24 protein-coding genes are annotated in these 23928 nt (G+C 67.9%); 15 read left to right on the top strand and 9 right to left on the bottom strand.

Features of this window, described 5'->3' with window-relative positions; all coding sequences use genetic code 11:
- The first annotated feature begins 8 nt into the window (after positions 1-8).
- Positions 9-377 carry a hypothetical protein gene (locus G4D83_RS32535; RefSeq protein ID WP_240356836.1) on the top strand — a complete coding sequence of 123 codons (369 nt, stop codon included), beginning with the start codon at positions 9-11 and terminating at the stop codon, positions 375-377.
- Between the two features lie 22 nt (positions 378-399).
- Here the strand turns inward: G4D83_RS32535 and G4D83_RS32530 are convergent, their stop codons facing one another.
- Positions 400-1428, bottom strand: a complete 1029-nt coding sequence (locus tag G4D83_RS32530; protein ID WP_163868765.1) for a trigger factor — start codon at positions 1426-1428, stop codon at positions 400-402.
- 182 nt (positions 1429-1610) lie between these two features.
- A complete protein-coding gene (locus G4D83_RS32525) occupies positions 1611-2660 on the bottom strand; it encodes a hypothetical protein (protein WP_163868764.1) in 1050 nt (349 codons plus the stop codon).
- A gap of 265 nt (positions 2661-2925) precedes the next feature.
- Here G4D83_RS32525 and G4D83_RS32520 point away from each other — a divergent pair, with 265 nt between their 5' ends.
- The 6 genes from G4D83_RS32520 (at position 2926) to G4D83_RS32495 (ending at position 8592) form a co-directional block, all read left to right on the top strand.
- On the top strand, positions 2926-3537 hold the full coding sequence (locus G4D83_RS32520) for a TetR/AcrR family transcriptional regulator (protein ID WP_240356882.1): 612 nt from the start codon (positions 2926-2928) through the stop codon (positions 3535-3537).
- Positions 3534-4667, top strand: a complete 1134-nt coding sequence (locus tag G4D83_RS32515) for an FAD-dependent monooxygenase (protein ID WP_163868762.1) — start codon at positions 3534-3536, stop codon at positions 4665-4667. Before G4D83_RS32520 ends, G4D83_RS32515 begins: the two co-directional genes overlap by 4 nt.
- 122 nt (positions 4668-4789) lie before the next feature.
- On the top strand, positions 4790-5011 hold the full coding sequence (locus G4D83_RS32510; protein WP_163868761.1) for a helix-turn-helix domain-containing protein: 222 nt from the start codon (positions 4790-4792) through the stop codon (positions 5009-5011).
- 103 nt (positions 5012-5114) lie between these two features.
- A complete protein-coding gene (locus tag G4D83_RS32505) occupies positions 5115-5510 on the top strand; it encodes a hypothetical protein (protein ID WP_163868760.1) in 396 nt (131 codons plus the stop codon).
- Complete coding sequence (locus G4D83_RS32500) at positions 5507-6976, top strand: DUF7125 family protein (RefSeq protein ID WP_163868759.1); 1470 nt, start codon at positions 5507-5509, stop codon at positions 6974-6976. The genes G4D83_RS32505 and G4D83_RS32500 overlap by 4 nt, the downstream gene beginning before the upstream one ends.
- Complete coding sequence (locus G4D83_RS32495) at positions 6973-8592, top strand: ATP-binding response regulator (protein WP_163868758.1); 1620 nt, start codon at positions 6973-6975, stop codon at positions 8590-8592. The genes G4D83_RS32500 and G4D83_RS32495 overlap by 4 nt, the downstream gene beginning before the upstream one ends.
- A gap of 46 nt (positions 8593-8638) precedes the next feature.
- Here G4D83_RS32495 and G4D83_RS32490 read toward each other — a convergent pair whose 3' ends face one another.
- Entirely contained in the window at positions 8639-9049 is a 411-nt protein-coding gene (locus tag G4D83_RS32490) for a VOC family protein (protein ID WP_163868757.1), read from the bottom strand.
- Between the two features lie 175 nt (positions 9050-9224).
- Here G4D83_RS32490 and G4D83_RS32485 point away from each other — a divergent pair, with 175 nt between their 5' ends.
- A complete protein-coding gene (locus G4D83_RS32485) occupies positions 9225-9566 on the top strand; it encodes a PadR family transcriptional regulator (RefSeq protein WP_163868756.1) in 342 nt (113 codons plus the stop codon).
- Between the two features lie 134 nt (positions 9567-9700).
- On the opposite strand, the gene G4D83_RS32480 is transcribed toward G4D83_RS32485, so the two are convergent.
- Positions 9701-10192 (bottom strand): DUF1772 domain-containing protein, encoded by a 492-nt coding sequence (locus tag G4D83_RS32480; RefSeq protein ID WP_163868755.1) that lies wholly within the window; start codon positions 10190-10192, stop codon positions 9701-9703.
- A gap of 78 nt (positions 10193-10270) precedes the next feature.
- On the opposite strand from G4D83_RS32480, the gene G4D83_RS32475 reads away from it, so the two are divergent.
- Positions 10271-11059 (top strand): helix-turn-helix domain-containing protein, encoded by a 789-nt coding sequence (locus G4D83_RS32475; protein WP_163868754.1) that lies wholly within the window; start codon positions 10271-10273, stop codon positions 11057-11059.
- A 63-nt stretch (positions 11060-11122) separates the two neighbouring features.
- Here G4D83_RS32475 and cml read toward each other — a convergent pair whose 3' ends face one another.
- Entirely contained in the window at positions 11123-12358 is a 1236-nt protein-coding gene (gene cml, locus G4D83_RS32470) for a CmlA/FloR family chloramphenicol efflux MFS transporter (protein WP_275902406.1), read from the bottom strand.
- A 997-nt stretch (positions 12359-13355) separates the two neighbouring features.
- Here cml and G4D83_RS32465 point away from each other — a divergent pair.
- The 4 genes from G4D83_RS32465 (at position 13356) to G4D83_RS32450 (ending at position 16356) form a co-directional block, all read left to right on the top strand.
- Positions 13356-13751, top strand: coding sequence for a GlcG/HbpS family heme-binding protein (locus tag G4D83_RS32465; protein WP_163868752.1), 396 nt, complete (start codon positions 13356-13358; stop codon positions 13749-13751).
- A gap of 214 nt (positions 13752-13965) precedes the next feature.
- Complete coding sequence (locus G4D83_RS32460; protein ID WP_163868751.1) at positions 13966-14907, top strand: DUF808 domain-containing protein; 942 nt, start codon at positions 13966-13968, stop codon at positions 14905-14907.
- Positions 14908-15351: 444 nt separating this feature from the next.
- The gene (locus G4D83_RS32455) at positions 15352-15915 is read left to right on the top strand and encodes a hypothetical protein (RefSeq protein WP_163868750.1); all 564 of its coding nucleotides are present in this window, start codon (positions 15352-15354) and stop codon (positions 15913-15915) included.
- Between the two features lie 180 nt (positions 15916-16095).
- On the top strand, positions 16096-16356 hold the full coding sequence (locus tag G4D83_RS32450; protein ID WP_205522768.1) for a DUF3892 domain-containing protein: 261 nt from the start codon (positions 16096-16098) through the stop codon (positions 16354-16356).
- 6 nt (positions 16357-16362) lie between these two features.
- Here the strand turns inward: G4D83_RS32450 and G4D83_RS32445 are convergent, their stop codons facing one another.
- Positions 16363-17445, bottom strand: a complete 1083-nt coding sequence (locus G4D83_RS32445; RefSeq protein ID WP_163868749.1) for a LuxR C-terminal-related transcriptional regulator — start codon at positions 17443-17445, stop codon at positions 16363-16365.
- 302 nt (positions 17446-17747) lie between these two features.
- Here G4D83_RS32445 and G4D83_RS32440 point away from each other — a divergent pair, with 302 nt between their 5' ends.
- Positions 17748-18815, top strand: a complete 1068-nt coding sequence (locus G4D83_RS32440; RefSeq protein WP_240356834.1) for a hypothetical protein — start codon at positions 17748-17750, stop codon at positions 18813-18815.
- 138 nt (positions 18816-18953) lie between these two features.
- On the opposite strand, the gene G4D83_RS32435 is transcribed toward G4D83_RS32440, so the two are convergent.
- The 3 genes from G4D83_RS32435 to G4D83_RS32425 form a co-directional block, all read right to left on the bottom strand.
- Positions 18954-19229: a hypothetical protein gene (locus G4D83_RS32435; RefSeq protein WP_240356832.1), complete on the bottom strand. Its 276-nt coding sequence runs from the start codon at positions 19227-19229 to the stop codon at positions 18954-18956.
- Positions 19230-19496: 267 nt separating this feature from the next.
- A complete protein-coding gene (locus tag G4D83_RS32430; RefSeq protein ID WP_163868748.1) occupies positions 19497-21326 on the bottom strand; it encodes an aspartyl protease family protein in 1830 nt (609 codons plus the stop codon).
- A complete protein-coding gene (locus G4D83_RS32425; RefSeq protein ID WP_163868747.1) occupies positions 21323-22156 on the bottom strand; it encodes a TrmB family transcriptional regulator in 834 nt (277 codons plus the stop codon). Before G4D83_RS32425 ends, G4D83_RS32430 begins: the two co-directional genes overlap by 4 nt.
- Positions 22157-22580: 424 nt before the next feature.
- On the opposite strand from G4D83_RS32425, the gene G4D83_RS32420 reads away from it, so the two are divergent.
- On the top strand, positions 22581-23882 hold the full coding sequence (locus G4D83_RS32420) for a hypothetical protein (RefSeq protein WP_163868746.1): 1302 nt from the start codon (positions 22581-22583) through the stop codon (positions 23880-23882).
- Positions 23883-23928 lie beyond the last annotated feature (46 nt).

The following is a 23928-nucleotide window of genomic DNA, read 5'->3' as shown; positions in this document are numbered from 1 at the left end:
CCCCACGCGTGCAACCCACTGAACCCCGACGTCGTCGAGAGCAGCACCGCTCCGGGTGGATGAAGTTCCTGGACTTCATGGAGCTGGACTCGCCCGAGGGCCGGTGGGGCCTGGGGCTCGTGCTCGGTCTGCTCGTCATCGGCTTCTGGCCGCTGTTGCTGCTGGCATTGATGGACGTGAGCGGCACGCCCCGCAAGGTGCTGGTGGCCCTGGGGCCCGCATCCATCTGCCTGGGGTTGGCCCTGCTCATCCTGGTGTGCGGCCACCGGTATGGCGAATCGCTCCGGTGGTCGCGCCGCCAGACGTGGGGGCTCGCCGCGCTGTTCCTGGGCCTGGGCCTGCTGGGCGGCGTGGGCCTGTGGTTCAGCGAGAGCTGAGGACTCGCTCGCGCGAGGCGCCTCAGCCCTGCTCCGCGCCCTCGAAGGTGACCTGCGCCTTGTTCATGACGTGCTCCACGGCGAGCAGGTACCAGGCGAGTTCGGTCAGCCGCTTCGTCGTCTCCGGCGACTCGCGCAGGGCTGCGTGGGTGTCCTCCGCCGTGAGCCCGAAGGGCGCCGTGTGGTCACGGATGAGCTTCTCGAGCTTCTCCGGCGTGAGCTGAAGTTTCTCCGCCTCGGTGACGGCCTTCAGCGCGATTCCGATGTGCAGCCGGCGCTCCGCGTCCGCGCGCGTGGTGGGGTCCGTGAGCCAGCCCTGGAGCGCCTCGCGCTGCTCATCGACGTCGAACTGGTACGCGACCATCGCCTGTCCCTCGGCCTGGACCCAGCGGCGGCGCAGCTCCTCGTCCACCAGCGCGGGAGGCAGCTCCACCGGCGCACGCCGGGCCACCTCGTCCAGCACCATGTCCCGGGCCTGCACCCAGAGCTCCGCCGCGCCCTCGTCCTCCAACTCGTCACGCAGGCGGAGCATCACCTCGTCCAGGGTGCCGCCCATCCCGAGCTTCTCGAGGAACTCGGCGCTGGTCTCCGGCAACATCGTCACCTGGTCGGCGCCGATGATGTCCACGAGGAAGCGCGCGGGCTTCCCCCGCAGCGACTCCACCGGATAGAGGTCCGGCAGCTCCAGGGCGACCTGCATGGACTCGCCCACCTTCCCACCCTCCGCGATGGCCTCGCAGAACCCGGGCAGCGCTTCAATGGGCGCCAGCTCCGTCTTCATGCCGAAGCGCGCGGAGAAGGGGATGAGATGCCCATCGCAGTAGCCCACGATGTTGAGCTGCACGTCGTCGCCCAGCTCCAGCGCCTCACCCGGTTGACGCTCGCGCGTGGTGGCCAGCTCCCGGCGCTTCTCGTGGAAGGCGCGCAGGAGCTCCTCTTCCGTCAGGTCGTCCGGGGTGGGGACGAGCACGGAGATTCCCTCCAGCGAGGGGGCCTCCACATTGGGGACCTTGAGGGCTTCCTCGGAGACCGTGCTCACCACCGGGCTCATCTTGAGAAGGCGCTCAACGCCCCGACCTGATCCTCGAGTCCCTTGCTTGCTGCTCACGAATGCTCCCGGGAGATAGGCGTGCCAGCGCCCGCGCCAATGGGGGGAAAAGCGACGGCTCGGCATGGACCAGGGCATAGTCCAGCCGAGCCGCTCTGACAAACCCCGATGGGAGGGGTCGCTGTTTAGAAGAAGGCGCCCACGATGCTGGACACCGTGGAGATGGCGGCGCCGACCTGGCTGACAATCGGGATGTTGGTGGCCGCGGCGATGGAGCCCACGGCGGTGATGACCGACGTCACCTTCTTGCCCGTGCTCGCGTTCTTGTCCATCAGCGTCGCGCCCGCGTTGGCCACGTCGATGGCCGCGATGGCCACGTTGACGCCCGGAGCGAAGCGGCCCAGCGCCTTGGCGGCGGTGGTGCCAGCGGCCTTCGCGCCCTGCTTCAGGGCGGCCTCGCCGACCTCCGTGCCCACCTTGGTCAGCGCGGCCTTGGCGGCCTGGCGCGTGCCGGTGCCCATGATGTTCTGGGCGATGGTGCCGCCCGTCTTCTTCGCCACGTCGAGCGCGGCTTCCTTGGCGCCCTTGGTGATGGCCTTCGCCGTGGCGCCCTCGAAGACGCCCTTGGTGGCGACGTTCTTGACGGCCTTGAGCACGTCGTCGCTGGCGTTGGGGAGCGTCTTCTTGAACGCGTCGACCGCCTTCTTGCCGGCCTCCAGCTTGTCCTTGAAGACGGTGCCGCCGAGCACGCCGCCCATCACCTTGCCGCCGAGGATGCCGCCCGTCGCCGCGGTGATGCCGGACTTGGCCGCGTCGAGGGTGGACCGCGTGGCGGAGATGATGTCGTCCTTGCTACCGGTGCGGATGGCCTGGCGGATGTCCTTGACCGCCGTGGCGCCGGCCATGACCGCGCCGGGGATGCCCGCGTAGCGCGCGAAGGACTTCATGCCCGCGCCCAGCTTGGTCAGGCCCTTGAACTCGCCCTTGGCGTAGGTGGGGTTGCTGACGAAGTCGAGGTTCTTGCCCGTCAGCAGGCCCTCCGCGCCCTGCTTGATGTTCTTGATCTGCTGGAAGGCGTCCTTGCCGAAGCCGAAGGCCTTCGCGCTCTGGGTCGCGATCGCCGTGCCGCCCTTGATGAGCTCCTTGTTCTCCTGAACCGTCTTCTGGACGTCCTGAACGGTCTTCTGAACGGTGGCGCGGGCGGTGTTGAGCGTCTTGCGGATGTCGAAACCCATGGGGGGCCTCACGAATAAATCGGGATGGAACTTGCCTGGATTATCGCGATCACCCGGCGCGAGTTGCTTCGGGCATGTCGTCCGCTCGGATAAAGCGAAGAGGGCGCTGGCTTAGCGGCAAGCCATTGAAATCATTGAGATTTGAAAGGGGCGAATGAGGTCGGAGCCTACCCGGGTGAGTCCGTTAATCCCGGAATTAACCCGTCGAAATTGACGTCGGGGTGCGTCGTCGCTATGAACACGTTCAATTTTGAACGTGTTCAATATGTCCCTGCGCGAGCGAGCGAAGAGCGAGAAGTGGGAGCGGATCCGCGCGGCGGCGAAGCGGCTGTTCGTGGAGCGCGGCTATGCGGGCACGACGGTGCGGGCCATCGCCGAGGAGGCGGGCGTCGCGACGGGCACGGTGCTGGTGTACGGCGAGACGAAGGACGCGCTCCTTCACGAGCTGTGGCGCTCGGAGGCGATGCCGCTCGTGGAGGAGGCCGTGTCCTCCTTGCCGGAGGGGGTGTTCGTGGACCGGTGCATGCACCTGTTCTCGCCGCTCCTGGAGCACTACGCCTCGCAGCCGGAGCTGGCCCGCGCGGTGGTGAAGGAGCTGCCCTGGCTCACGGGCGCCGCGGAGGCGCTGCACCGTCCCGCGCTGGCGCGGCTGCTCGGCGCGTTGGCGCGGATTGTCGACGAGGCGAAGGTGAAGGGAGAGCTGCGCGCGGAGGTGGAGGGCGAGCTGGCGGCGGGGCTCGCCTTCTCCGTCTATTACGCGGCCGTCGTCCGCATGCTCTCGCCGCTGACGGACTCGACGGCGGACGAAGCACGAGACGACCTGCGCCGCACGCTGGACATGGTGCTGGTTGGAGTGGGCTCCAGGAGGTCGTCATGAAGGTCCTGATTGTCGGCGGTGGAATCGGTGGGCTCGCGCTGGGCGCGGCCCTGGCGCGTCGCGACGTGGAGGCCGACATCATCGAACGGCGGCCTGCCTATGGTGATGAGGGCGCGGGCATCGTGCTTGGCCCCAATGTGATGTCGGTGATGAAGGGCCTTGCGTTGCACGAGGCCGTCGTCGCCGCCGGGCATCCGGTGGGCCTGGCCCGAATCACCGATGCTTCAGGGCGCGTCCTCCAACAGACGGCGTACGCGATGCCGGACCTGCCGCTCCCGGCGACGGCGATTCACCGCGACTCCCTGCTTCGCGTCCTGCGTGCCGCGTCACCCGCGCCCCGGCTCGGTGTGACGCTCTCGAGCGTGGAGCGCGGCGCTGACGGCGTGGACGTCGCGTTCTCCGACGGCACGACGGGCCGCTACGACGTCGTGGTCGGCGCGGATGGCATCCGCTCCGCAGTGAGGAGCCAGGTCTGTGGGACCGAGGTGTCCTCGCGCTACTCCGGCTACACGTGCTGGCGCTTCGTGGTCGACGGCCACTTCGAGGACGCCGTGGTGGAGATGTGGGGCCGAGGCAGGCGCGTGGGCGTGGTGCCGCTGGGGGAGGGGAAATCGTACGTCTTCCTCACGCTCAACGCCCCGCGTCGCGCGCCTCCACCGTGGACGGACCTCGCCGGCCTCCGGGCCACCTATGCGGGGTTCGCGGACCCGGCCCGCTCCGCGCTGGCGGCGCTCGAGCACATGGACGGCGTGCTGCACAACGACATCGAGGATTGCTCCGCGCCGCGTTGGTGGAGGCCTCGAGTCGTCCTCCTGGGCGACGCCGCGCATGCCGTGACGCCCAACCTGGGGCAGGGGGCGGGGCTCGCCATCGAGGACGCCGCCGCGCTCGCGCAGCTCCTGGCGACGATGGGCCCCTCGGATGCGGCGCTGGCCCGCTACGAAGACCTCCGTCGTCCGCGCGCGGAGCGGATCCGCGACCGCTCGTGGACACTCGGCAAGGTCGCCCAGTGGGAGAGCGGCCTCGCACGGCGTTTACGCGATGCGGCGCTGGTGTGGACCCCGGAGTCGGTGGCCCGCGGGGAGCTGGAGAAGGTCGTTCGCGACATGCCCGGCGTGCCCGTCGGCTGAGTCGTGGCGGGGCCCTTCGGGGCCACGAAGATCCACGCCCACCCTTGCCGGATGGGCGTTCAGTGCCTAACTCCTCCCGGCATCCAGGAACCTGGATCTTCGCTCCGTGAGCGGGAGGCAGCTTGTCGTCGAATCGCGACCCCGAGGAACTCTTGACGCCGACGGAAGCCGGGCACGTCCTGGGTCTTTCGCCCGACACGGTGCGCGTGCTCTGCGACAAGGGCCGCCTGCCCGCGCTGCGCACCATGAGTGGTCGTCGGCTGGTGCGCCGGAGGGACGTCGAGCGCCTCGCCGAAGAGCGCCGCCGCGGTGCTCCATCCGCCGGGCAGTCGAGCGAGACGTGACGCGCGCGTTCACGTCACCCGAGTGGCAGTGAGGCGAGGCCCCCGAAGCTAGACAGCGGATTGTGGCATGGGGCTGCTCGTCCGGGCCCGCAAAGGATGGCGCGTGAATGTGAAGAACGAGCGGCCTCAGGGGACCGAGACAGTCCCGCCGCCCGGCTGTGAGGCCGCGGTGCTGTTCGAGGTCATCTGGGGGTCGCTGGTCGACCTCCTGGGGACCCCGGCCACGGCGACCCTCATCCGCCGCAGCCTGAAGCTCGCCGCGCAAAACGCGCCCGAACTCCAAGGCATCTCCGTCAGCCGGGAGCGCTTCGAGTACCGCCTGATCCTTCCCCCCGAGTGGCGGGACGGCACCATCGGAACGTTGGACGGCCTGCGCGCCGTCGCCCGTGAGCTGCAACCGCTCCTGCAGGAGCTGACGGGTCCAGTGGTCGTCCGCAGGCTCCGCGGGATTCCCGAAGTCGAGCGCTGCCGTCTGTTTCCTCCAGAGGATGCGTCATGATTGCCAAGAAGACCTCTCTCGAGTTCGAGACCACGGGTGATGTGGCGCTGGACCGGATTCTCGGAGGCGGGATTCCCGCCCGCTCCATGGTGGTCATCGCCGGTGAGCCAGGCTCCGGGAAGACGGTGCTGACGCTCCAGATGCTGTTCCACGCGGCGCGGCAGGGAAAGAAGTGCCTCTACTTCACGACGCTCTCCGAGCCGGCCCTCAAGGTCATCCGCTACATGCAGTTGTTCGACTTCTTCGACGTCGAGCTGCTGGACAAGCAGGTCATCTTCGTCGACCTCGGCGGGTGCGTGCGCGAGGGGGCGGAGCGGACGCTCGCGGAGATAGAGGCGCGCGTCGAGAAGCATGAGCCGGACTTCGTGGCCATCGACAGCTTCCGCGCCATTGGCGAACTGCTCCAGCACCAGGGCGTCGGGGCGCGTCCCTTCATCTATGACCTCGCGGTCCAGACGGCGAGCTGGGGCGCGACGACGCTGCTCGCCGGCGAATACACCCGGGACGAGTTCCCCGTCTTCGCCGAGTTCGCGGTGGCGGATGGCATCATCCGGCTGGGCAGTGAGCGACAGGAGCTCACCTCGGTGCGCGAGATGGAGGTCCTCAAGCTGCGCGGCGCGGGCTACACGTCGGGCCGGCACTTCTTCGACATCAGCAAGGCGGGCGTCTCGTTCTACCCGCGCGTGAGCACCCCCGAGGACACCCAGGTGCAGGCCAGCGCGGACGCGGGAGCGCGCGCGACCATGGGCGTCGAGGGCCTGGATGACCTGCTCGGAGGGGGGCTGCCGGGCGGAAGCGCGACGGTGGTGCAGGGTGGAACGGGGAGCGGAAAGACGCTGCTCAGTCTCCAGTTCCTCCTGGAGGGAGCCCGCAAGGGCGAGAAGGGCGTCCTCTTCACCCTGGAGGAGTCCCCCGACCAGCTCCGCTCGATTGCGCGCAGCGTGGGATGGGACCTGGCCTCGTTCGAGGCGCAAGGCAAGCTGGTCATCCGGTACACGTCACCCGTGGAGCTGTCGACGGACCGCTTCCTCTATGAGGCTCGCAAGGAGGTGCGCGAGCTGGGGGCCACCCGCGCGGTGTTCGACAGCCTGACCACCATGTCCCTGGGAGTGCCCTCGGACCGTCGCTACAAGGAGATGGTCTACGCCATCGCCAAGCACATGCGCGCAGCGGGCGTCACGCTCCTGATGACCGTCGAATCCGAGCAACTGCTGGGCACCGCCACCATCTCCGGCCATGGCGTCTCCTTCATCGCCGACAACCTCATCCAACTGCGCTACGTGGAGATAGGCAACAAGCTGGAGCGGGCCATCTCGGTGCTCAAGGCCCGCGGCATCAAGCACAACTCCGAGCTTCGCTCGATGACGGTGGGGGCCGACGGCTTGAAGGTGATTGAAGGGCGCTTCAGGGACCTGCGAGGTGTGCTGACTGGCCTTCCCACCCGGGAGTCGAGGGATACTCCATGAGCGCCGAGTACGAGGCCGAGCTGGGTCGCATCGCGCGGACCCTCTCCGAAATCGCGCGCACGCTCGAATCGGCCGACGGGGCCGAGGAGCGGGTCCAACGCACGCTGGAGCTGACGCGGGAGCTGCTCCCCTATCGGCGGGTATCGCTCCTGAGGGCGTTCGCGGGCACTCCGTACACGCTGTTCGTCGTCCCCGAGCTGCCCGCCGCGGAGCGCACCGCGCTGCTGTCGACCCTCACCCGGCTCTTCCGTCTCATCGCCCACTCCGACGAGATTGGACGCTCGTCCGATGAGCATCCGCACCTGACCTTGCCGTTGATGGGGCTGGACGAAGTCATCGGCCTGGTGCGGATGGAGCCGTCGGCGAACATCGCCTACGACGTGCAACATCTTCGACTGCTCTCGGTCATCGCGGCGCAGCTCGGCGCCTACCTGACGATGATAAAGCTGCGCGACGAGGACGCGCAGCGGACCCGGGAGCTCGTCGCGGCCCATGACTTCCAGCAGATCCTCGTGGGCGTCGTCAGCCACGACCTGCGCAGTCCGCTCACGGTCATCACCACCGTGACCTCCCAGCTCCTGCGCAAGACGGAGGACCCCAAGCGGGCGAAGACCATCGAGCGGGCCCTCCGCAGCGCGGAGCGGGCCAATCGCATCATCAACGACCTCCTGGACGTCACGCATGCGCGCGTGACGAGGCACCTGCCCGTGTCCCGGCAGCGCATCGACCTGCTGGCGCACCTCAAGGAGGCCCTCGAGGACATGGGCCTGTCCAATCCCGGCCGGGAGATTCAGTTCGTGGCGGAGGCGGACGCGGTCCTGGGGGATTGGGACCCTGGCCGGCTCACGCAGGTGGCGACCAACCTCGTCAACAACGCCCTGCAGTATGGGGCGGAGCGAGCGCCCGTCCGCGTCACCCTCCAGGCGGACAGCGGCGAGGTCGTCCTCGCCGTGCACAACCAGGGGGCCGCGATACCCGAGGACCTGGTGCCGGTGCTGTTCAATCCCTTCAGGCAGGGACAGCACGCGCGGCAGCGCGCGGTGGGCGGAGGCCTGGGACTCGGGCTCTACATCGTCGAGCAGATTGTTCGAAGCCACGGTGGCACGGTGGCCGTGCGCTCCTCCGAGGCGGAGGGGACGACCTTCACGGTGGTGCTCCCCCGGTCGGTGACGGGTCAGCGTGCGAGTGAAGAGGCTCCCGCGCGGAACGCGGAGCGTGGACCCGCGCTCGCATCCACCGTGCGTGGGAGCGCCGGTTCGACGCTGGTGATGGTCGTCGAGGACGAGGAAGAGGTGCGGCTCGGCATCGCGGAGATTCTGGAGGGCAGGGGCTACCAGGTGGTGCCCGCGTCGAATGGCCAGGAGGCGCTCGAGCACCTTCAGCGCGGACTGCGCCCCGGTCTCATCCTCCTGGACATCCGGATGCCCGTCATGGACGGCGAGGCGTTCCACGACGCCTGTCGCGGGGACCCCGAGCTCTCCTCGATTCCGCTCCTGGTCATCTCCTCGGATGCGGCCACCGCCGTGAAGCTGACCCGGAGTGGCGCGTCGGGCTATCTGCCGAAGCCCGTCCAGCCGGAGTCGCTGCTGCGCGCCATCGAGACCTTCTCGCAATAGCCTTCCGCCCCGAAACTCCTCGCTTCGGGGCGAGTCCGCATGCGGGCTACTGCGGCGGCGCGACGGCGGCGGGGTCCATCCAGAAGCTCTCCCACTGGTGGCCGTCCAGGTCCTCGAAGCTGCGCTGGTACATGAAGCCCTGGTCCATCTTCTCCTTGGACTCCTTCGCGCCCGCAGCGAGCGCCTTCTCCATCAGCGCGTCGACGGCCGCGCGGCTGTCCACCGTCAGCGCGATGATGACCTCGGTCGACTTCGTGGCATCGGAGATCTCCTTCTTGATGAAGCTCTTGAAGAAGGGCTTCACCAACAGCATCGCGTAGATGTGCTCGTTGATGACCATGCACGTCGCGTTGGCGTCGGTGAACTGGGGGTTGAACGTGTAGCCCAGCTTCGTGAAGAAACCGACCGAGCGCTCGAGTGACTCGACGGGGAGGTTGACGAAGATCTTGGTGCCCATGGTGTGTCTCCTTCGCAGGTTGGAAGAGGTGAACGTCGCCTTCAACCTCACGACGAACGGGATTTTGGGAGATCGACACGGGATTTATTTTTTCCGGCGCGGCCCCCTGACGCCGCTCCCCTTGACGTTCTAGGGGAGTCGCCGGTGCCGTCCCCTAGACACTCTAGGGGAGCCGATGCAAGTCGACTTGCTGCAGGGGACGCTGGACATGCTGGTCCTCAAGACGCTCACGGGCGGGCCCATGCACGGCTACGCGGTGGCGAGCTGGCTCCAGCGCACCACGGATGACGCGCTGTGCGTGGAGGAGGGCTCGCTGTACCCGGCGCTGCACCGGATGACGCGGCGGGGTTGGGTGAAGGCGGACTGGGGTGTGTCGGAGAACAACCGCCGCGCGAAGTTCTACACGCTGACGGCGGAGGGACGGCGGCAGCTCAAGGAGGAGTCCTCCTCCTGGGAGCGGCTGACGCAGGCCGTGTCCAAGGTGCTCCACGCACAGCCCGCGACGCAGGGCGCTTGAGAGTGAGGACACCTTCCCATGCGCTGGATTGAAGACCGGTATCACGCGCTGCGCGCCCTGGTGCGACGCGGGCAATTGGAGATAGCGGTCGGCGTCGCGTTCTGACGCCATCCCCGCGTTCATGCCGATGGCGGTCAGTGGCCTTGATTCACCCGGAGCCACGACAAGGCCTGTAGAGAGGCGAACCAGGCACCCGCGACGAGGAGGTGGCGCAGGTGGTTCAGCCGCGCCCAGAGCAGCGCGCTCTCCACGGACGACGGGTTGTCGGGCGCCTGCATCAGTTTCACCATGGTGGGGATGAAGTACGAGAAGGTGAAGAGCCTGTCCACGAGCGCGACCAGGGCGGCCAGAAGCCACCAGAAGCGCAGCGGCCCCGTGGCGCGCGTGGCGAAGTAGAGACTCGCCAGGGTGAGCAGCGTCAGCGGCCCGGTGCTGACGAAGGCCCAGAAGCGCCGCCCCACGTCGTCCTGTCGCGCCGCCTCCGCGAACCCGTGTGCGTCCGTGGTGTCGAGCCATCTGGGAAGCACGATGCGGTGCTCGTAGAGCCCCGCGCCGAACGAGACGCCCAGGTTGAGCACGAAGAGCCACAGGAAGATTTCCGCCGCCGACGGCTTCAGGTTCATCATGCGGGCAGGATGCGTCCCGTGGCGCGCGAGCGTCTTTCGCGCCCTTGTGCTGTTTTTCTGAATCCTGCGGTGTTCCCCATGGACCCCCGACACTCCCTCCTCGAGCAGATTGGCACCGACATCGTCCGCTTCCAGGATGCCTCCGCGGAGTTCGACGCGGCCGTCGGGGAGGTGCTCGCGCTCGGCCGCGCGGAGCTGGCGTGCCTGGCGCAGTTGCACTTCGGAGGTCCCACGCCATTGAGCGCCGTCGCGCGAGGCACCGATGTGGCCCGGCTGGAGCTCGCCGGCTATGTCCGGCGAGAGGCCGCTGGTGGTGGCAGGCGGCTGGCGCTCACGGGACATGCGCGCGAGTGGATTGAGACCCTCTGGGGGCCGCTGCGCATGGAGGGCTTCCAGTTGATGTCCTCCCTGTCGGATGCGGACCTGAAGGTCATCGCCAGCTTCCTGACCGCGGCCCGGGAGGCCCAGGACCGCCATGCCTCCAGGCTGGCGAAGCTGCTCCAGACGCCAGGCGGTTCGAGGGCGGCGCGACGGCGTGGCGGTCTCTCCGCCGCCGCGCTCCACCGCGTGCAGCTCTTCATCGAGGCCCACCTTGCCCGGAAGATTCGCGTGGAGGAATTGGCCCAGCGCTCGGGGCTGAGCGTCTTCTATTTCACCCGGGCCTTTCGTCAGTCCATGGGGATGACGCCGCACGCCTTCGTGCAGCAGCGGCGGGTGGAGCGGGCGCGTGAGTTGTTGAGCCGCACGTCCCGCTCCTTGGGCGACATCGCGCTGGAGGTTGGCTTCAGCTCACAGAGCCACTTCACCACCGTCTTCCGCCGGCTCACGGGGCTGACTCCCGCGGTCATCCGGCGAGGGGGAGGGTGAGCCGCGCCGCGAGAGTGTGCCCTCGCGGCGCGGAGATTCTCGACGAGCAGGAGCTGTCCGGGCCTAGGTGGCGTCGGGCCTCTTCACCGACACGGGGTCCTCCGCGACGTGTTGACGGCGTTGGAGGTACCGCAAGGAGGTCAACGTCACCACGGCCATGAGCGAGGCGTAACCCACGAGGGGCCACGCGGTGTCACCATCGAGCGTGACGACCATCAGCGTACCGAGGACGCCGACGATGAGGCTCTGGATGCAGAAGTAGAGCGCGACCGCTGTTCCCGCCATGGCGCCGAAGGCCTGGAGCGCGCCATTGGCGGTGACGGAGGCGGCGAACACGATACCGGCCGCGATGACCCACATCGGCGCGACGAAGGTCCAGAGTGACGGCGGCGCGAGGCGCTGCCCGGCGGCCAGCAACACCGCGCCGAGCAACAACAGGAGCATGCCCCGGGTGAGGCTTCCCGCGAGTCCCCAGGAGGCCACGAAGCGCTTCGCGAAGCGTGTCGTGAGAATCATCGCGAGCGCGGCGGTGGCGAAGGCCAGGCTGAAGCCGAGCTCGGAGAAGCCGGCCTGCCCGATGAGGACCCGGGGCGCCGTGGAGAAGAAGACGAAGAACGAGCCCATGGCCGCGCTGAAGCCCAGGGTGTACGTCCAGAACGCGGCGCTGCGCAGGATGGGCTGGAACGCCACGCGCTGGTATGCCCCGCCGGATGGGCGCGTCTCGTGCCATCTCTGCCAGGCATTCAGCAGTGCCGCCGTCGCCAGGACGCCGAGCGTGACGAAGATGGCTCTCCATCCGAGGTGCTTCGCGAGCAGGGCCCCGGCGATGGGCCCGAGCGCGGGGACGAAGGCCAGCATGGCGCTGAACAGGCTGTAGATGACCGTGCTTTCGGGCCGGTCCGCATAGACATCACGGACGGTCGCGAACGTGGCGACGAGGGCCGCGGATGCTCCCATGGCCTGCAGGAGCCGGAGGCCGACGAACGTCGCGGCATCGGAGGTGCCCGCGAGCAGGAACGAGGCGGTCGCGAACAACAGCGCGCCTCCGAGGAGGACTCGACGCCGGCCGATGCGGTCCGACACCGGGCCGAACACCATCTGCCCGAGCCCGAGCACGGCCATGTAGAGGCTCAGCGTGAGCTGGATGACGGCGGGGGAGGTGTCGAGGATTCCGGTCATCGCCGGAACCACGGGCAGGTAGATGTCCATGGCCAACGAGGCCAGGAGGTCGAAGGGGGCCATCAGCCACAGCGCTGCTGGCACGGAGTGCTTCCACGACAGGGTTTTGTAGTCAGGCACGATTGCATCCGCACAAATGAGGAACATCTGGCGGCGCTCTGCCTCTCCACGGGTACCGGGATGAGCTGGTGCAGAGGGCCGCGGCAACGGTTGACGTGTCGCCGCGGCTCACTCATCTGCTGATTCGGCTGTTCCCATCCGGCTGGCTCCTGCGGGCGTCGTGTCTGCTCACGAAGGCCGGGGGCGGGTATAGCAACCAGGGCTGTGCTGCTCAATCACCCAGCCGGGGCTCAACCACCACACCACGGGTTGATGCACTCGTGGTCCCAGCAGGTCCTGGTTGGACCGCAGTCCCTGCTCTCCCCGCACACTCCTTCTGTGAGGACGGGGGCCTGACACACGGAGCCGTCGCACCGGGACTCCAGACAGTCGACTTACTCCCCCACGCCAGGGCGCTTGCCACAAGGCTCGAGATGGCCCGGCGCCCGGCTCACAGGCCTCTCCCAGCGCCTTCACGGCCCGGCACTCCCTGGGGAGTCTTTACCCCTGATGGGCTCGGTCTTCACGCAGCGATACCCGAGCGAACACTCCGTGTCTTTCGTGCAAGTGCCCTCCTTCTCGCGCTCGACCCACCGAATACCATCGCACGTCGAGTCCGACCCCGACGAACACCGCTCTCTCCGGCGCCATGTAGTCCGTGGTGCCCAGGATGGCGCCCGTCTCGGTGAGCTGCTCTCCCTCCGGCAGGTTCATCTTGGAGATGCCGAGGTCCACCACCTTGAGGGGCTCCAGGGAGTGGGGAACTCTTGACGTCCCCAGGGGCAAGGTCCGGGCCTGCGCGCAAAGGCGCGAAAGGGCGAGGTATGCCCACCCCGACCTGTAGGCCGCGGACTACAACGCGCGGCGGATTTGATGTCTCCCGCCCGCGGTGGGCGAGGGCCTTCGAGGACCGGCGGCGGGACAACCGTCACCTGGCGGAACAACCTCCCGTCGACCTCTTGTCTTCCATTGGCGACGGAGGCGTCGTGCGCGCCTCCAACCACCCGCAGGAGTTGTCATGGTCCGTCTGGAAGACGCGCGTCGCATCATCGCCGCAGCAGAGAAGAAGGCCCAGGAGCTGGGGCAGCCCATGAACATCGCCGTCGCGGACGAGGGCGGCAACCTGGTCGCTCACGTGCGCATGGACGGGGCGTGGCTGGGCAGCATCGACATCTCCATCAAGAAGGCCTTCACGTCGCGCGCCTTCGACATCTCCACGCAGGACCTGGCGAAGGCCTCCCAGCCGGGAGGTCCGTTCTACGGCATCCACGCGTCCAACCATGGGCAGGTGATGATCTTCGCGGGCGGCGTCCCGCTGAAGAAGAACGGCAAGGTCGTGGGCGCCGTCGGCGTCAGCGGTGGCTCCGGCGACCAGGACCATGCCGTCGCCACCGCGGGCGCGGCCGCTTTCTGAAGCGGCGCGGAAGACCCGTCAGGGGGTGGGGCTGGCCGCCCCGGGAAAGACGTGGCGGGGCCAGGCTGGCGAGGAGGGGTTTCCGGTTCTTCTGACACTGGACGTGCTGGAGGGGGCGGGCGTGCAGCGAAGCCGTGCCCCGGCCTTCCCCCTGTGCTAATTCGGGCGGGCCGCAAGGCGACGACGTCCCACCCCTCCAGCCGGAAAGACCTCCATGGCAGGCAGCAGCCTGATTGCGCTCCTCGACGACATCGCCACCATCCTGGATGACGTCTCCATCCTGACGAAGGTGGCGGCGAAGAAGACGGCGGGCGTGCTCGGAGACGACCTGGCGCTCAACGCGCAGCAGGTGACGGGCGTCAACGCGGACCGCGAGCTGCCGGTGGTGTGGGCGGTGGCGAAGGGCTCACTGGTCAACAAGGCCATCCTGGTCCCGGCGGCGCTGGCCATCAGCGCGCTGGCGCCCTGGCTGGTGACTCCGCTGCTGATGGTGGGCGGCGCCTTCCTCTGCTTCGAGGGGTTCGAGAAGCTCGCTCACAAGTTCCTGCACGGCGAGGAGGAGGACAACGCGCACCGCGAGGAGCTGCGCGAGGCGGTGGCGAACCCGAACGTGGACCTGGTGGCGTTGGAGAAGGACAAGATCAAGGGCGCGGTGCGCACCGACTTCATCCTCTCCGCGGAAATCATCGCGATTACATTGGGCACCGTGGCGACGGTGGGCTTCGCCACCCGCGTCTCGGTCCTGGTGGGAATCGCCCTCATCATGACGGTGGGCGTGTACGGGCTCGTGGCGGGCATCGTGAAGCTGGACGACGCGGGGCTGTATCTCAGCCGTCAGGCCGGGTCCTTCCAGCGAAGCCTGGGCGCGGGCATCCTCCGCTCGGCACCGTGGCTGATGAAGTTCCTCTCCGTGGCGGGGACGGCGGCCATGTTCCTGGTGGGCGGCGGCATCCTCGTGCACGGCGTCTCCAGCCTGCACCACGCGGAGGAATCCCTCACCAAGTGGGCCGCGGGCGTGCCGGGCGTGGGAAGCATCCTGGGCGGGCTTGCCCCCATGCTGCTCAACGCGGCGGTGGGCCTGGGCGCGGGCGCCGTGACGGTGCTGCTCTTCACCCTGGGCCAGAAGCTGGTGAAGGGGCGGGGCGCGAAGAAGTAGCGCGAGTTCGAGCGCCAGCGCGGTCGAGGGACTCGCCACTCGCGAGTCTCTCCCCCTGGCGCTCCTGGAGCGAGCCGCCCCATGGGTGGCCTCCGGGCGGTGACGCTCGATATTTCGCGGGGAGCTTTCCCGCCGCAGCGCGTGGACCCGTTTCCGCTCCGCCGGCAGCTTCTTGAGCCTGCTGTTCTCCTCCGCCCGGGGTGGAGGAGACCTCAGGGAACTCCGCTGGGGTCAGCCCGCCTGTCTCTTTGACTGTCGCGACGTATGTCTTTGCCGCCCCGTGGAAACCCCTTAGTCTGACATTTGAAAACATGGAGTGACACGTTCGGGGCACAAAGCTTCACGCATACTGGAGTTGCCTGCTTTGATTTGTAATTGAATCAAGAGCAGTGCTAGTAAGGCATTGGCTTCGGCCACCCCGCACAAACAACACAGGAGAAGTCCATGACGAGGAACGTGAAGCGCTTCCTGGCTGGCTCGCTGCTGTCTCTCATCCCGTCCATCGCCGTCGCCGGACAGGTGGAGCACGGGTTCCCTGACCTCCTCTCCGAGCGTACCGAGTATGTGAGCCTCCGTTCGGAGGGGTTCCAGCTCCCCGCGCGTGAGGATGGCGGTGGTCAGTCCATCGGCCCCGCTCTGGAGGACCTCCTGGTTCTCAACCAGACCGGCGTCAACATCAGCCTGGGCATCCAGGTCCTGACGGGGACCCTGAACGGTGTCTACAATCCCTATCCCATCCCCACCGCCACCGTGGGTGGGTTCCAGGTCAGCGCTCCCGCGCCCACCGTCGCGGCGCCGGTCATCCAGCAGTATTACTGGACGGTCAATGCGGCGGCTCCGGCGACCTCGAAGACGTGCGTCTGGCGGGTGGAGATCACCGACGTCGGTGGTGTCTGCACGGGGACGGTCTTCTTCGGCACCTACGGTGGCGCCCTCTGCACCGTCGACCCCAGCTCCTTCATCAACCCGACCACTTGCGCGGCGAGTGTTCGCACCATCGTTCAGTAGGCGCAATCCTTGCGCCGCCAGGGGCCTTGCATGAGGCCCCTGGCGGTGTCTTGTCGTTGCAAGTGATTGACCCGGGGGTGTGACGCCGGTGGTTATACCTCCCGGGGGGTAGAGACAGGGTTGTCCGCGTGAGGCAATCCTCCCATTCCAATCGTGGCATCTGGGCTGGGAGCTGTCTTCATGCGCTACATCACCGAAATCCAGCTCGAGGGCGGTGCGCTTCACGAGCACATCTCACGCCTTCGCTGGAAGGAAGCGTCCGGGACGGGCGAGAGCAGCCACGCGGAGCTGGTCCGGTGGGTCCAGGCTGGAGGAGATGCGCGGGTGCGCGTCTGGTCCACGGACGTGAAGGTCGCCGTGGTGGATGCCGCGCGGCCCCACCTGCGGGCCAAGGCGAACGGCATCCTGACCGACAACCTGCTCGAGCTGCCCCGGTTCTAGTTCGGGTCAAACAGGCTTGTTGAGGTGCGCGGCCTGGTAGAGGAGGTCCGCGCGGCTGTCGACGCCGAGCTTCTCGAAGATGGACCGCACGTGCGTCTTGACGGTCTGCACCGAGATGCCGAGCTCGCTGGAGATCTGCTCGTTGGACCAGTTGCCGAGCAGGCCCATGGCGACTTCGATTTCGCGGCGGGTGAGCTCCTTCTTCATCGCCTCGGGGAGGGGAATCGAGAAGGGAATCTCGTTCAGGACGAGGGCCCACTGGCGAGGTCCCTCGGCCTCGGGCAGCTCGATGAAGCGGACGACCCGGTAGCCATCGGTGTGGAAGGAGACCCAGACGTTGTTCTGGAGTCGCGCATCCGCGTCCATGTGGGTCAACGCCGTCAGTCGCTCCATGAGGACGGAGGGGATTCCCGAGGAGTGCAGCTCGGAGCGGGAGTACCACCGCTCCAGCATCGCCGCGGCGCGCGGCGAGCGCAGCACCTCGCGCGTGGGAGGCGCCGCGATGAGGTAGGCGCAGTCGGGGCGGCTGTACAGCTCCTCCAGCAGGTTCGCGCCGGACGTGGCCACCTGCATGTCGCGACAGTTGCGTATCGCGTTCAGCAGGTGGCGCGTGAGGCTCGTCAAGCGGGCGGCGTCCTCCTCCGAGAAGGCGAGTCGTCGGTCCCGGTAGAGGGTGAAGGCCCCGAGCAGGTTGGCGTTCGCGGGGAGCAGGACGGCCATGACGTGCTCCAGGCTCAAATCCAACTCGCGGCTGCGCTGGTACAGCGCGCTGTGCTCCAGCTCCCGGCGGGTGAGCATGTCCGAATCCCGGAGGACCTCGTTGGGCCGCGCGAAGATGGGGGGACGCACGAAGTCGTGGTCGACCCACTTGGGATACTCATCCAGGAGGGCGAGGCGGTGGCCGGGGACGAGCCATTGGAAGTCGACGGTGGTGCCGAGCGAGATGAGGCACAGGCCCATGTAGTCGGCGGGGGTGAACTCGAGGAGGGGGCCCCGAGCGGCCTCCAGGGCCTTGGGGAGGGACAAGGAGCTGTTGAGCGCCTCGATGACCCTTTCCCTGAGTACCCATTCGTGTGCGCTGAACTTCATCGGCGAGAGCGTCCTTCCTGGCGGGTCGGGCCGCCTTGCGGGGCCCCGGGGCGGTTCGCCAATCAATAGGCGCGAGCGCGAAGGCTGTCCCTCCCCCGCCGGGGGTACGCCCCGGGCTTGACTCATGGCCGCGTCATCGGCACCGCAGGGGGCACCGCGAAGCGCCGGTGGCACCCGCGTAGAGGCCGCGCCATGACGACCCCGTCATCTTCTGGCGCACCCGGGTGGCCGGCCTCAGAGGGGGGCGGGGTGGTGCACCGATTTTGCACTGCCGGCCCGGCTCACTGAAGGGGGAGGTTCCCATGCGATGGATGCGCACGTTGGCGGTGGGTGTACTGGCGATGGTCGGCGGCTGTACCGAGAGCAAGGTGGAGAGCGGGCAGGACATCGTCCTGAGCGGCAGACTCATTGACGAGGCGGGCGCGCCGCTCCCGGAAGCGCAGCTGAAGGTCTACCGCAGCGAGAACTCCTCGTGCGCGTTCGCGGCCTTCACGGCGAGCTGGAAGTCGGTCAAGACTCGCGCCGATGGCACCTTCGAGCTCGACCTGCTGGGGGCCGACACCCGCACCGGGAGCATCGCTCGCTGCTTCGTCGTCCGCTCGCCCATGCAGCCCCAGGGGAGGAGCCTCTCCGCCTACTTCCTCATCCAGGAGTCGAAGGTGGCGCTGCCCACCTTCCAGGAGTGGAACGGCGCGCTGACGGCCACCGAGGAGGCGCAGGGGGTGAGCGTGGGCTTCAGGTCCCTGTCCGCCACCCACGGCGCCGGGAATGATGAGCACGTGCTGTCCGTCGGCCCTTCGAGCATCGAGGTCGCCTGGAAGGTGACCCCGGCCTCTTCACCCGTGCGGCTCAGTGACTACGTCCTCGAGGACGCGCAGGGGCTCAAGGCGTTCGTCAGCGTGGACCGCCAGGCGAAGGTGGGGGACGTGACGGTCGGCCTCTCCTACTCCAGTGATGACGTCGCCGTACCCCGTCGCGCCCTCGTCCCGGTGAGCCGTGGCGCGGCGTGCACCTACGTGGGCTCCGACACGCCCTGCCGCATCACCAACGGCGACCTCGATGGGCTCGTGCTCTTCCAGTCGGGAGTCCGAGAGGTCTCCGTGCAGCTCTCGCGCCCCGCGGTGCCGCGCAAGGCGGTGCTTCGCAACTTCGAGGCGTCGGGCGTCATGACGGAGCTGGTGCTGGAGGGGAGCGCCGACGGCGCCCAGTGGCTTCCCCTGGCCAACCTGCTCGCCGGTGCTGGCGTGCGGCCCTTCATGGAGGTGGACCTCACGGGCACGACTCCCGTGTCTCAAGTCCGCGTGCGCGCCACCCCGAGGGAGACGACGGGCCAGCTGCGCTCACTGGGGCAGCTCTCCCTGTTCGAGTAGCGACGCGCCCGGGGACGCCGTCGTCGCCTGAGTGGTTCGGGCGACGGCGGCTGGCGGCGAGCCCTGGGGGCTGTCAGTCCGGCTCCGGCTGGCGGAGGTCCTTCGCCAGCCGGGCGACGGAGTCGGGAGGCCCCTGGGTCAGAAGCAGTCGCCGCAGCGCACGGGGCCCGTGCCCGTCTCGTAGTAGTCCACCCCGTTGGTGCAGTAGAAGCGCTTGAAGTTCCCCCACCCAAGGCCGCAGACCTGCGCGCAGTCCCAATAGGAACCTTGCGTGTAGCCACCGGGACAGGCCTCGGCCGACTGCTCCGTCTGGCTGAGTTCCTGCTCCGCCAGGGCATCTTCCGGGAGGGTGCCGCAGCCCGTCGACAGCAGCGCGATGGAGAGCAGCCCGCCCAATACGATTCGCAGTTGCATGCAAGCCTCAATGGTCTGTGTTGTCGTGAGAGGTGAGACGGATTGACGCTAGTTTTGAGCTGAATGGGCTGTCAATCCTCACCAGACCGCTGTCCGGCCAGGGGAGTCGTCCAGGCCGTCCGAGGAGGAGTGTCTGGTTCTCTCCAAATGGGGAGCGACTTCCCACCTCCAAGGGGTGATATGAATAGATTCGCGCGGTTGGCCTCGCTGACAGTGGTCACGCTCGGCCTGGGTTCGCTCAGGCGGCAATCCTGACTTTCACCCTCCCTAGTAGTAGTCGCGCAGGGTGAGCCGGCGCTTGCTTCCATCCTTCAGCGTGAGCACCACCGTCTGCCCCGAGGGCCGATAGCGCCAGCGCGCGAGCTCCGTGTTCGCGTAGTCCGGGCCGATGGGCTGTCCATCGATGGCGATGACCTCCTCATCCACCTTCCAGCCCGTGGCGGCGGCGGGGCTCCCGGGAGCCACCAGCTTCACCACGAGCCGTCCCTCCGTGGGGAGGGCAATCAGTCCGGACCGGTCCTTGCGGAACGGCTGCCGCAGCGCGCGGGCGTCGGGGACGAGCATCAGCGTGTCGGTCGTATAGTCGGTGATCATCCGGAAGCGTCCGAGGACGGCGAGCCCCAGGTTGCCCAGGAGCCGGTCCGAGGTGGAGATGCTGTTGCCCGCGTCGTCGAACACCGTGGGCACGTCGCGCAGGGTGACGCCCGCGAACTGGATGGACTTGAGCGTCGCCACATCGCGCTCCCGCAGCCCGCCCACGGCTCCTGACAGCGTCTTGGACCCGCGCCGGCCTTCGAGCAACCCCGCCTGCTGCCAGTACGCGGGGAAGAGCGAGAGCGCCCCGCCATTGCCCACGTCGAACAGCATGGGAACCGCGGGTCGGCCCTCGATGGAGACCGGGACCTCGCGCTGTCCGCCCGCGGATTCGACGAGCGGGACGCGCACCGCGCGCGGGGGCGCCTTGAAGTGGGAAGGCTCGTGGAAGGCGATGCGCCGGTGGGGGAAGTCCACGTCCACGACGAGCTGGTTGAAGGCTTCCTTGCCCAGGATGACGGGCAGCGGATGGCCTATCTGTTTCGCGACTTCGGCCAGGTCGATGACGGCGACCGTCAGCCCCGTCAGTCGCAGCTCGCCCAGGGTGATGTCCACGCCGCCGGCGAACTGGGCCGGCGCCTGTCCGCCGCTGCCGACCGCCGCGATTTGTCCCTGCGTCTTCAGCCCCAGCTCGCGCGCGTACGCCGTGTCGACCACCGTCATCGCGGCGCCGCTGTCGAGCAGCACCTGCGTCGCCCGGCCGTTCACCTGGGCCGGGATGTAGACGCGGTTCTCGTTGAAGAACTCGAAGGGGATGAAGCCGGTGCCATGGCGGCCCTTCGCGAAGGTCGCCTTGCGGACGTCCTCGGGCCGTTCGAAGACGGCGGGAGCGAGGGGCACGTTCAGCTCCAGCGTCTCCACCACCGTCCGCTCGTCGGAGTCCGGGTTGTCGGTGAGCTCCTCCTCCAGGAAGGGCATGCGCACGCCCTGCACCTGACGCCAGTCTCCCAGCCGCACGAAGCGGGTGACGTTGTCCTCGCGGATGCGAAAGCCGTGGAGGGCCCCGCTGGCCTCGTCGAGGAACACGTCATAGAGGTCCTCGTCGCCGAAGGTGACGCGCACCACCTTCCAGGTGCGTCCATCCCTTGGCGCGTCGGGTTGTGGGACGAGCTTCGCGCCGGCACTGCCTCGCAGCGCCGTTCCGAAGTCGAGCGCCACGCGGTGCCGCGCATCGCGCGCGTCGGTGGGCGAGGCGTCTTCGACCTGGCCGCTGGGGTTCAGCTTCCAGCCGCCCTCGGAGGTGATGGCCATCGATTCCCGCACCACGCCGTAGTCCGCATCCCCGCGGAACCGTCCGTCCCGATGGCTCCAGGACTCCATCGAGCCCTGGAGGCCACCCGTCGAGGTCTTCCCCTTGACGTGGATGCTTTCCAGGCGGGTGAACGCGTCCCCTCCGCGCCAGGCGAGGTGCCGGGCGAGGAGCGAGTCCAGTGCGTCCGCCTTGGATGCGGCGGGGACGAGCAGGAGGGCCAGGGCCATCAGGACTGTGACGAGGACTCTCATGGAAGGGCTCCACGCTTGGAGGGGGTAGGGGACTGTCCGACGAGCTGGCGCAGCCCGGGCGGGCTCGAGCCGATGAGGGAGAAGGCCCGCGACAGCCGCGCGCGCATGGGCGTTGGCGCGCTCAGCCGGACCTCCGCGGACAGCCCACTGTGCTGCAGGCAGGAGAGATAGGTGCTGTCGCTCCAGATGGCCTGCTTGACGCCGGTGCCATCCGGGGTGAGCAGCGCCACCAGGAACTCGCGGGCATCGACCACGAGCGTGAGCTGCGCGCCGGGCCAGCGCTCCCGCACGAAGTCCGCGTCGGACGAGCGCACGCAGTCGAAGGGCACCTTGGGCGTCTTGTCGTAGACGAGCCCCGCGATGGCCACGCCCCGGGTGCTCGCCTCGGTGAGCGTGGGGGCGAGGGCACCGAAGGGCGGAGGGAAGAGGTCGAAGAGCAGCCGCTCGGTGGCGCCGGCAATCATCACCCGGGCGCGCTCCATCACCTGCGCGGTGCTCTTGAGATGGTAGATGCGGTCGTCCTGCGCCGGCGCGTGGAGCTTGCGCAGCGCGTTCGCGGCCTCGCGGCTGCGCGTCTCGAAGCCCCGCTGGAGCGCGGCCACCACCTCGTCCGGAGGCACGGGCCGGAAGGCGCGGGGCTCGCCCTCCTCGACGAGCACCGCCCCCTTGTGCTCCAGCGAGGCGAGCGCCTGGTAGATGCTCGGAGGCGCCTTCCCCAGCGCCTGCGCGAGCCGGTACCCGGTGGCCGGCGCCCCCTTGAGCAGCTCGCAGTACACCCGCGCCTCGACTTCGGTGAACCCCAGGGCCACGAGCCCTTCATCCGCGTCCATGGGAGCTTGTTATTACCCGGGGGTAATAATGGTCAAGCCGGAAGCGCTGGTGCGGGGGGGAAGCCCGCAGCACGGAGCCCGAGGCGTTGACATCAATTCAAGGCAATCCCGCTTCGCCTTCATTCCGAGCGCACCGCGTCTTGAATCCCGAGAGAGAGCTGAACTCTGGATTGCCTGTGTGTCTTTCGCGTGGCACGGAGTGGTGTTGCCGTTCGATAATTCCGTCTCCGGGCGATGATGGGTCTCCTGCTTGGGTTTGTGTCTTGCTTGTGTTAGAGATTGGCTCGCAGTGAAGAAGTCACTCGCGGGGGGATTCATGAAAAACGACAGGCGTGTCATTGGGCTGACCCAGGTCCTTGGGGTGCTCTCCCTTTTCCTCATGGCTTGCGAGCCCGCAGCCAGGTCCATCCCGGACCTGGAGGTCGTGGTCTCGGATTCACGGAAGGATGAGCTCTACGGCTATCCCGCCGGCTACTGGCCCACGAGCGCCGCGGGCTTCACCGATGTACCCGTTTGTTGGACCACCGCGGGCTGGAACTCGGAGAAGACGTGGGTGAGGCAGATTGTCGAGGCCCAGTGGGACACGAACAGCAGTGTGCGTTTCACGGGCTGGGGCGCCTGTGATGGGAGTACCCCCGCCCAGGCCATCCGCATCCAGGTGGATGAGAGCGGCCCTCGCTCCTACGTCGGCCGCACGGGCAACAACCCCAGCATGTGGCTCAACTTCAACTTCGCCACCTGGAGCCACGTCTGCAACGACGGCGTGGATGACGCGGCGTATCCAGGCGATGACCGCGAATACTGTATTCGCGGCACATCCTTGCACGAGTTCGGCCACGCCCTCGGCTTCTGGCACGAGCAGGACCATCCGGGCAATCTTCCCAACACGCCGGGCTACTGCAACAACACCATCGTCCAGCAGCCGAATGGGCAGATCATCACCGGGTATGACCCCAGCTCGACCATGAACTACTGCGCCCTCTGGGGCCGGCCGACCTTGAGCGCCCTGGACGTCCAGGGCCTGCGCCAGGTGTATGGCGTGACGCCCGTGGAGTTCCAATACCAGGGTTACACGTTCCCCTCGTGCACCCTGGTCAACGAGCCGGGTGACCCGCATGGCTGGCATGACAACTACCTCTGCACCGCGGGTATCGAAGGAGTGAGCTGGTCCTATGCGGGCACCCTCGCTGGCCAGCGCTGCACGCTCATCAACGAGCCCTTCGACGCCAACGGCTGGAATGACAACTACCTCTGCGTGCCCAACCACAGCCCGCTGAACTTCGTCTGGTCGTCGTTGATTCCGGTTCCCTTGATGCGCTGCGCGCAGTGGAATGAGCCGGCGGACCCCGACTCCTGGAACAACAACTACCTGTGCTACACGCAGCGGTTCGCGTTCTCCCCCTCGGGGAAGATTGCCGGCACCACCTGCATCTCCGTCGACGAGCCGTCCGATTCCGCTGCCTGGCGCGACAACTACCTGTGCTCCGAGACGAACGAAAACGTGCAGTTCAGCTTCGGGGGGCCCATCGCCGGCATGCGGTGCACGTCCGTGAATGAGCCTGGCGACCCCAACACCTGGAACGACAACTACGTCTGTGTGCCCAACCTCAGTCTGCTCAACTTCCAGTGGTCCAGCGCGGGCCCCATCTCCGGGAAGACCTGCGTCGCGTGGAACGAGCCCGCGGACTCCGCTCACGGCTGGAACGACAACTACCTCTGTTATTGAGTCTGTCGGAGCGGAGTTGAAGGTGCTGGCGCTGACGCCCGGGTCC

Source organism: Myxococcus eversor (assembly GCF_010894455.1).
GTDB classification, from domain to species: domain Bacteria; phylum Myxococcota; class Myxococcia; order Myxococcales; family Myxococcaceae; genus Myxococcus; species Myxococcus eversor.
Note: the sequence above shows the minus strand (reverse complement) of the source record. Positions and strands in the feature narration are given on the sequence as shown.

Coding starts and splice junctions, on each gene's coding strand:
- G4D83_RS32460 (WP_163868751.1), top strand. CDS start 13,966: ATGGCAGGCAGCAGCCTGATTGCGCTCCTCGACGACATCGCCACCATC.
- G4D83_RS32520 (WP_240356882.1), top strand. CDS start 2,926: ATGTCCCTGCGCGAGCGAGCGAAGAGCGAGAAGTGGGAGCGGATCCGC.
- G4D83_RS32495 (WP_163868758.1), top strand. CDS start 6,973: ATGAGCGCCGAGTACGAGGCCGAGCTGGGTCGCATCGCGCGGACCCTC.
- G4D83_RS32515 (WP_163868762.1), top strand. CDS start 3,534: ATGAAGGTCCTGATTGTCGGCGGTGGAATCGGTGGGCTCGCGCTGGGC.
- G4D83_RS32525 (WP_163868764.1), bottom strand. CDS start 2,660: ATGGGTTTCGACATCCGCAAGACGCTCAACACCGCCCGCGCCACCGTT.
- G4D83_RS32500 (WP_163868759.1), top strand. CDS start 5,507: ATGATTGCCAAGAAGACCTCTCTCGAGTTCGAGACCACGGGTGATGTG.
- G4D83_RS32480 (WP_163868755.1), bottom strand. CDS start 10,192: ATGATGAACCTGAAGCCGTCGGCGGCGGAAATCTTCCTGTGGCTCTTC.
- G4D83_RS32465 (WP_163868752.1), top strand. CDS start 13,356: ATGGTCCGTCTGGAAGACGCGCGTCGCATCATCGCCGCAGCAGAGAAG.
- G4D83_RS32445 (WP_163868749.1), bottom strand. CDS start 17,445: ATGAAGTTCAGCGCACACGAATGGGTACTCAGGGAAAGGGTCATCGAG.
- G4D83_RS32455 (WP_163868750.1), top strand. CDS start 15,352: ATGACGAGGAACGTGAAGCGCTTCCTGGCTGGCTCGCTGCTGTCTCTC.
- G4D83_RS32450 (WP_205522768.1), top strand. CDS start 16,096: ATGCGCTACATCACCGAAATCCAGCTCGAGGGCGGTGCGCTTCACGAG.
- G4D83_RS32530 (WP_163868765.1), bottom strand. CDS start 1,428: ATGAGCCCGGTGGTGAGCACGGTCTCCGAGGAAGCCCTCAAGGTCCCC.
- G4D83_RS32440 (WP_240356834.1), top strand. CDS start 17,748: ATGCGATGGATGCGCACGTTGGCGGTGGGTGTACTGGCGATGGTCGGC.
- G4D83_RS32490 (WP_163868757.1), bottom strand. CDS start 9,049: ATGGGCACCAAGATCTTCGTCAACCTCCCCGTCGAGTCACTCGAGCGC.
- G4D83_RS32475 (WP_163868754.1), top strand. CDS start 10,271: ATGGACCCCCGACACTCCCTCCTCGAGCAGATTGGCACCGACATCGTC.
- G4D83_RS32425 (WP_163868747.1), bottom strand. CDS start 22,156: ATGGACGCGGATGAAGGGCTCGTGGCCCTGGGGTTCACCGAAGTCGAG.
- G4D83_RS32435 (WP_240356832.1), bottom strand. CDS start 19,229: ATGCAACTGCGAATCGTATTGGGCGGGCTGCTCTCCATCGCGCTGCTG.
- G4D83_RS32430 (WP_163868748.1), bottom strand. CDS start 21,326: ATGAGAGTCCTCGTCACAGTCCTGATGGCCCTGGCCCTCCTGCTCGTC.
- G4D83_RS32485 (WP_163868756.1), top strand. CDS start 9,225: ATGCAAGTCGACTTGCTGCAGGGGACGCTGGACATGCTGGTCCTCAAG.